The sequence below is a fragment of the Streptomyces sp. NRRL S-118 genome, from assembly GCF_000716335.1.
Lineage (GTDB): Bacteria > Actinomycetota > Actinomycetes > Streptomycetales > Streptomycetaceae > Streptomyces.
The window spans coordinates 1-4,452 of the sequence record NZ_KL591049.1; the positions used below are offsets into that span (position 1 = coordinate 1).

The 4,452-nt window shown below is 69.3% G+C and carries 2 protein-coding genes and 1 pseudogene; all 3 read left to right on the plus strand.

All coding sequences use genetic code 11. The features are described 5' to 3' along the window. Positions 1–405: 405 nt before the first annotated feature. A complete protein-coding gene (locus tag IH00_RS0136255; RefSeq protein ID WP_031080756.1) occupies positions 406–3,690 on the plus strand; it encodes a sensor histidine kinase in 3,285 nt (1,094 codons plus the stop codon). Positions 3,691–3,700: 10 nt separating this feature from the next. After that, positions 3,701–4,114, plus strand: coding sequence for a roadblock/LC7 domain-containing protein (locus IH00_RS0136260; RefSeq protein ID WP_006127847.1), 414 nt, complete (start codon positions 3,701–3,703; stop codon positions 4,112–4,114). Positions 4,115–4,213: 99 nt separating this feature from the next. Further along, positions 4,214–4,452: pseudogene (locus IH00_RS45690) on the plus strand (DUF742 domain-containing protein); the annotation flags it as partial.

The window sequence follows — 4,452 nt, forward strand, 5'->3', positions numbered from 1 at the left end:
AAGAGCGCATTGATCACGCTCGTGGAGCATGCGCTGATGGCACGACTCAAGTAAGCGTGGATATACGGAAGTTGTCGTAGACATTCGGTGGTGCCTACAGGGATGCCGTGTGTCGTCCGACACGGTCCCGCCCGCCAGGTTCATAACGTTTCGACAGAGAATTGGTGGGCACTGGACACAAGGCGCATTCGGCTGGTGCCGCTGTGCTCACATGGGCCCCGCCTTTTGGCGGGGCTCGCTCTTTATGCCCGTTTTATCTGGGGTCTGGACCAGTGGCAATGGCCTATTTCCGCTGTTTGGAACGGGGCCGCTTTACATGCTGCAATGCGACGAACTCCCGAGTAGTACGGCCCTGAACAGAAAACGGCACAACGTAGGTGCCGGCGCCGAGAGGTTGTTGGTCGAGTGAGGCGAAGCAAGAACAGCGCCGCGGAGCAGCAGGCGCGGGGCAACTTCACCCCGCCCGCGCGCACTGCGGTGCCGCCTGCCGATGCGCCCGGAGCCCTGTCGGACGGCGCGGCCGCCGGCACCGGCAGCACGAGCAAGTTGTCCCCGCGCAACTGGCGGGTGCCGACCAGGCTGAACGCGATCCTCCTCATACCCGTGCTGGTCGGCCTCGTCATGGGCGGCTTCCAGGTCAAGCAGTCGATCGACACCTGGAGCGAGGCCCAGGACGCCGAGAAGACAGCCCTGGTGGTGCGCGCCGCCTCCGAGTACGGCGCGGCCCTGCTCAACGAGCGCGACCTCACCGCCGCGCCGCTGCTGACCGCGAAGAGCGCGCAGGACCGCGAGGCCGCCGAGGTCAAGCAGGCGTACGCCGCGACGGACGCCGCCAAGGTCCGGTTCGACGCCGCCGTCGCGAACATGCCGGAGGACCAGGGCCTGGAGCGCCGCCTGAAGCTGTTCCGGGCGGAGGAGCCGACCCTGGAGCAGCTCCGGGAGAGCGCGTACACCAAGGCCCTCGACCCGGTGCGGACCGAAGAGGGCTACGTCAAGGTCCAGCACTCGCTGATGGAGTTCTCCAACGAGCTCGGCCTCGGCACCGGCAACATCACCAGCTACGGCCGTACCGTCTACGCCGTCCAGCTCGCCAAGGCCGCCACCTCGCTCCAGCGCTCCATCGGCATGCACCTGCTGGTGCGGCCGAGCAAGGACGACGAGGACTTCGCCCAGCAGTCGGTGGCCTTCAACTCGTACAACTACCTGGAGCAGATCGCCATCGGCGAGTACGTGTCCGGCGGCACCGCCGAGGACACGGAGAAGCTGAAGCAGGTCATGGCCGGCAAGGCGGCCGACGGCGCCAAGCGGCTGCAGGAGGCCGGTCTCAAGCCGCCGGTGGTCGACGGTTCCGTCTTCACCGGTATGGCCGGTGCGATCGGCAAGGCCAAGGACGCCGACGGGATCCAGGAGCTGCGGGCGAAGGACGTCACGCCGCAGACCTGGATGGGCGCCGCGACCGCGAAGTTCGACGGCTACAGCGAGATCGAGGCCGACCTCGTCACCAAGGCGGTGGACGAGGCCGCGGAGATCTCCGGCGACGCCAAGACGGACGCCTTCGTCAACGGTGCCATCGTGGTGATCGCGCTGCTCGCGGCGTTCATCCTGGCCGGGATGATGGCCCGCCAGATGAGCACGTCGATGAGCCGCCTGCGCACCGCCGCCTTCTCCATCGCCGAGCAGCGCCTGCCGATGCTGGTCGACCAGCTCTCGCGCACCGACCCGGGCCGCGTCGACACCCGCGTGGAGCCCATCCCGATCAACTCCCAGGACGAGATCGGCGAGGTCGCCCGCGCCTTCGACCAGGTCCACCGCGAGGCCGTCCGGCTCGCGGCCGAGCAGGCCCTGCTCCGGGGCAACGTCAACGCGATCTTCACCAACCTGTCGCAGCGCAACCAGTCGCTGATCGAGGGCCAGCTGACCCTGATCACCGACCTGGAGAACAACGAGGCCGACCCGGACCAGCTGGAGAACCTCTTCAAGCTGGACCACCTGGCCACGCGTATGCGCCGCAACGGCGAGAACCTCCTCATCCTCGCGGGCGAGGAGCCCGGCCGCCGCTGGAACCAGCCGGTGCCGCTGGTGGACGTGCTGCGCGCCGCCTCCTCCGAGGTGGAGCAGTACGAGCGCATCGAGATCACCGGTGTGCCGGAGTCGGAGATCCACGGACAGGCCGTGACCGACCTCGTGCACCTGCTCGCCGAGCTGCTGGAGAACGCCACCACGTTCTCCTCCCCGCAGACGAAGGTCCGCGTCACCGCCACCCGTCTCCCCGACGGCCGCGTGATGGTCGAGATCCACGACAAGGGCATCGGCCTGACCGCCGAGGACTTCGCCGACATCAACCACAAGCTGGCCAACCCGCCGACCGTGGACGCCGCGATCTCGCAGCGCATGGGGCTGTTCGTGGTCGGCCGCCTCGCCGACCGGCACGGCATCCGCGTCCAGCTGCGCCCCTCGGGCGAGCAGGCGGGTACGACGTCGCTGGTCATGCTGCCGGACGCGATCACCCACGGTGGTGGTGGCGACCCGATGCTGGACGACGACTTCACCGTCTCCCAGATCATCCCGGAGCAGCAGGCCTTCGAGGCCGCCCCGCTGCGCACGGCGGCGGAGCTCGGCTTCGACGACTCCCGCTACGAGCAGCCGTCCGGCGACGGCACCGCTCTGGACCCGGTGGGCCGCTCCCTGCAGCGCGAGGAGCGCCGCGCGGCGCTGGGCGCGCAGCTGTTCCGCGACGAGACGGACGAGCAGCCGCAGGAGCAGTACGACCCCCAGCGGGACGCGTACGGCTCCCAGGAGCACTATGACGCTTCCCAGGAGCGCTACGACGCTTCGCAGGAGCAGTACGTACCGCAGGAGTCGTACGAGACGCAGGAGCGGTACGACGCGCAGGACCAGTACGGCCGGCAGGCGTCGGCGTACGGGCAGGACGGCGGCTACGAGCAGCAGCAGCCGGGCACCGGGTACGACCAGTACGGTGGTGGCGACTACGCGACCGGCGAGTACGCCGCACCCGGCTATGCGGAACCGTCCTTCTCGGATGGCGAGGCGCAGCAGCCGCAGTACGACCGCCAGTTCGATACCGGTACCCACCAGGGCGACTGGGCGGACCAGGGCACGTACACGGGCGGTTTCGACAGGTCGTACGGTACGGAATCGGAATCTGCCCAGGGCGCTCCCGCGAACGGCCGGGAACGCGTAGGCTTCTCCTCGGGTCCCCCCGCTCCGAGCACCGGACACGAGCTGACCGACGCAGGTCTGCCGCGCCGGGGCAGCAGTGGCGGCCCGCAGCAGGCCTCGCAGCCGGCACAGCAGCAAGCGCAGCAGCAGGAGCGGTCGCAGGCACAGCAGCAGACGGCTCCGCAGCAGCAGGCTCAGCAGGGCGAGGACGGCTCCGAGGGCTGGCGTTCGGCGAACGACGAGCGCTGGCAGCGGGCCGAGAAGCTCCGCAAGCCCGCGGCAGGCGGGGTCACCCCGTCCGGGCTGCCGCGGCGGGTCCCCAAGGCCAATCTGGTCGAGGGCAAGGCCGAGCAGACCCCGCAGGGCGGCCCACAGGTCTCCCGCGCCCCGGAGGACGTGCGTGGCAGGTTGAGCAACCTGCGGCGCGGTGTCCAGCAGGGACGCAACGCGGGAACGGACACGAACGGACCGGGCCTCGGCCCGGGTAGCACCTACAACCAGGAGCGTTAGTGTGAGCCCGATGAGCCAGGCGGCGCAGAATCTGAACTGGTTGATCACCAACTTCGTGGACAACACCCCCGGGGTGTCCCACACGGTGGTGGTCTCCGCCGACGGACTCCTGCTGGCGATGTCCGAGGGGTTCCCCCGTGACCGTGCCGACCAGCTCGCCGCCGTCGCGTCCGGCCTGACGTCGCTGACCGCGGGGGCGTCCAGGATCTTCGAAGGCGGCGCGGTCAACCAGACCGTGGTGGAGATGGAGCGCGGCTTCCTCTTCATCATGTCCATCTCGGACGGCTCGTCGCTGGCCGTCCTCGCGCACCCCGACGCCGACATCGGCCTCGTCGGGTACGAGATGGCCCTTCTGGTGGATCGCGCGGGCAGTGTCCTCACCCCGGACCTGCGCGCCGAACTGCAGGGCAGTCTTCTCAACTAACAGACGGACCGTGCGTTTCCCGCCACCGCACCATAGGGTGCGGTGGCGCGGGTCCACAGGGACATGGACCGGCGAACGGCAGTCGGAGGAGGAAGAAACGTGGCAACACCCCCAGGCGGACACCACCCATATGACGGTGCGCACCAGTCGCAGGGTGAGAACGGCCAGAACCGCTTCAACTTCCCCTCGACGCCGAGCGGGCAAGGCGCCCAGCAGCCCTACCAGGGCCCTCCGTCGTACGTTCAGCCGCAGGCACCGCGCATCCAGCCGGTGCAGCAGCGGCGCAGGGCCCCGGAGCCGGCGCCCTCGTCCGGCTCCACGGGGAACCACAATCCGCT

Bases quoted from the DNA above. Each gene is read 5' to 3' on its own strand.
- IH00_RS0136260 (WP_006127847.1), top strand. From the start codon at position 3,701: ATGAGCCAGGCGGCGCAGAATCTGAACTGGTTGATCACCAACTTCGTG.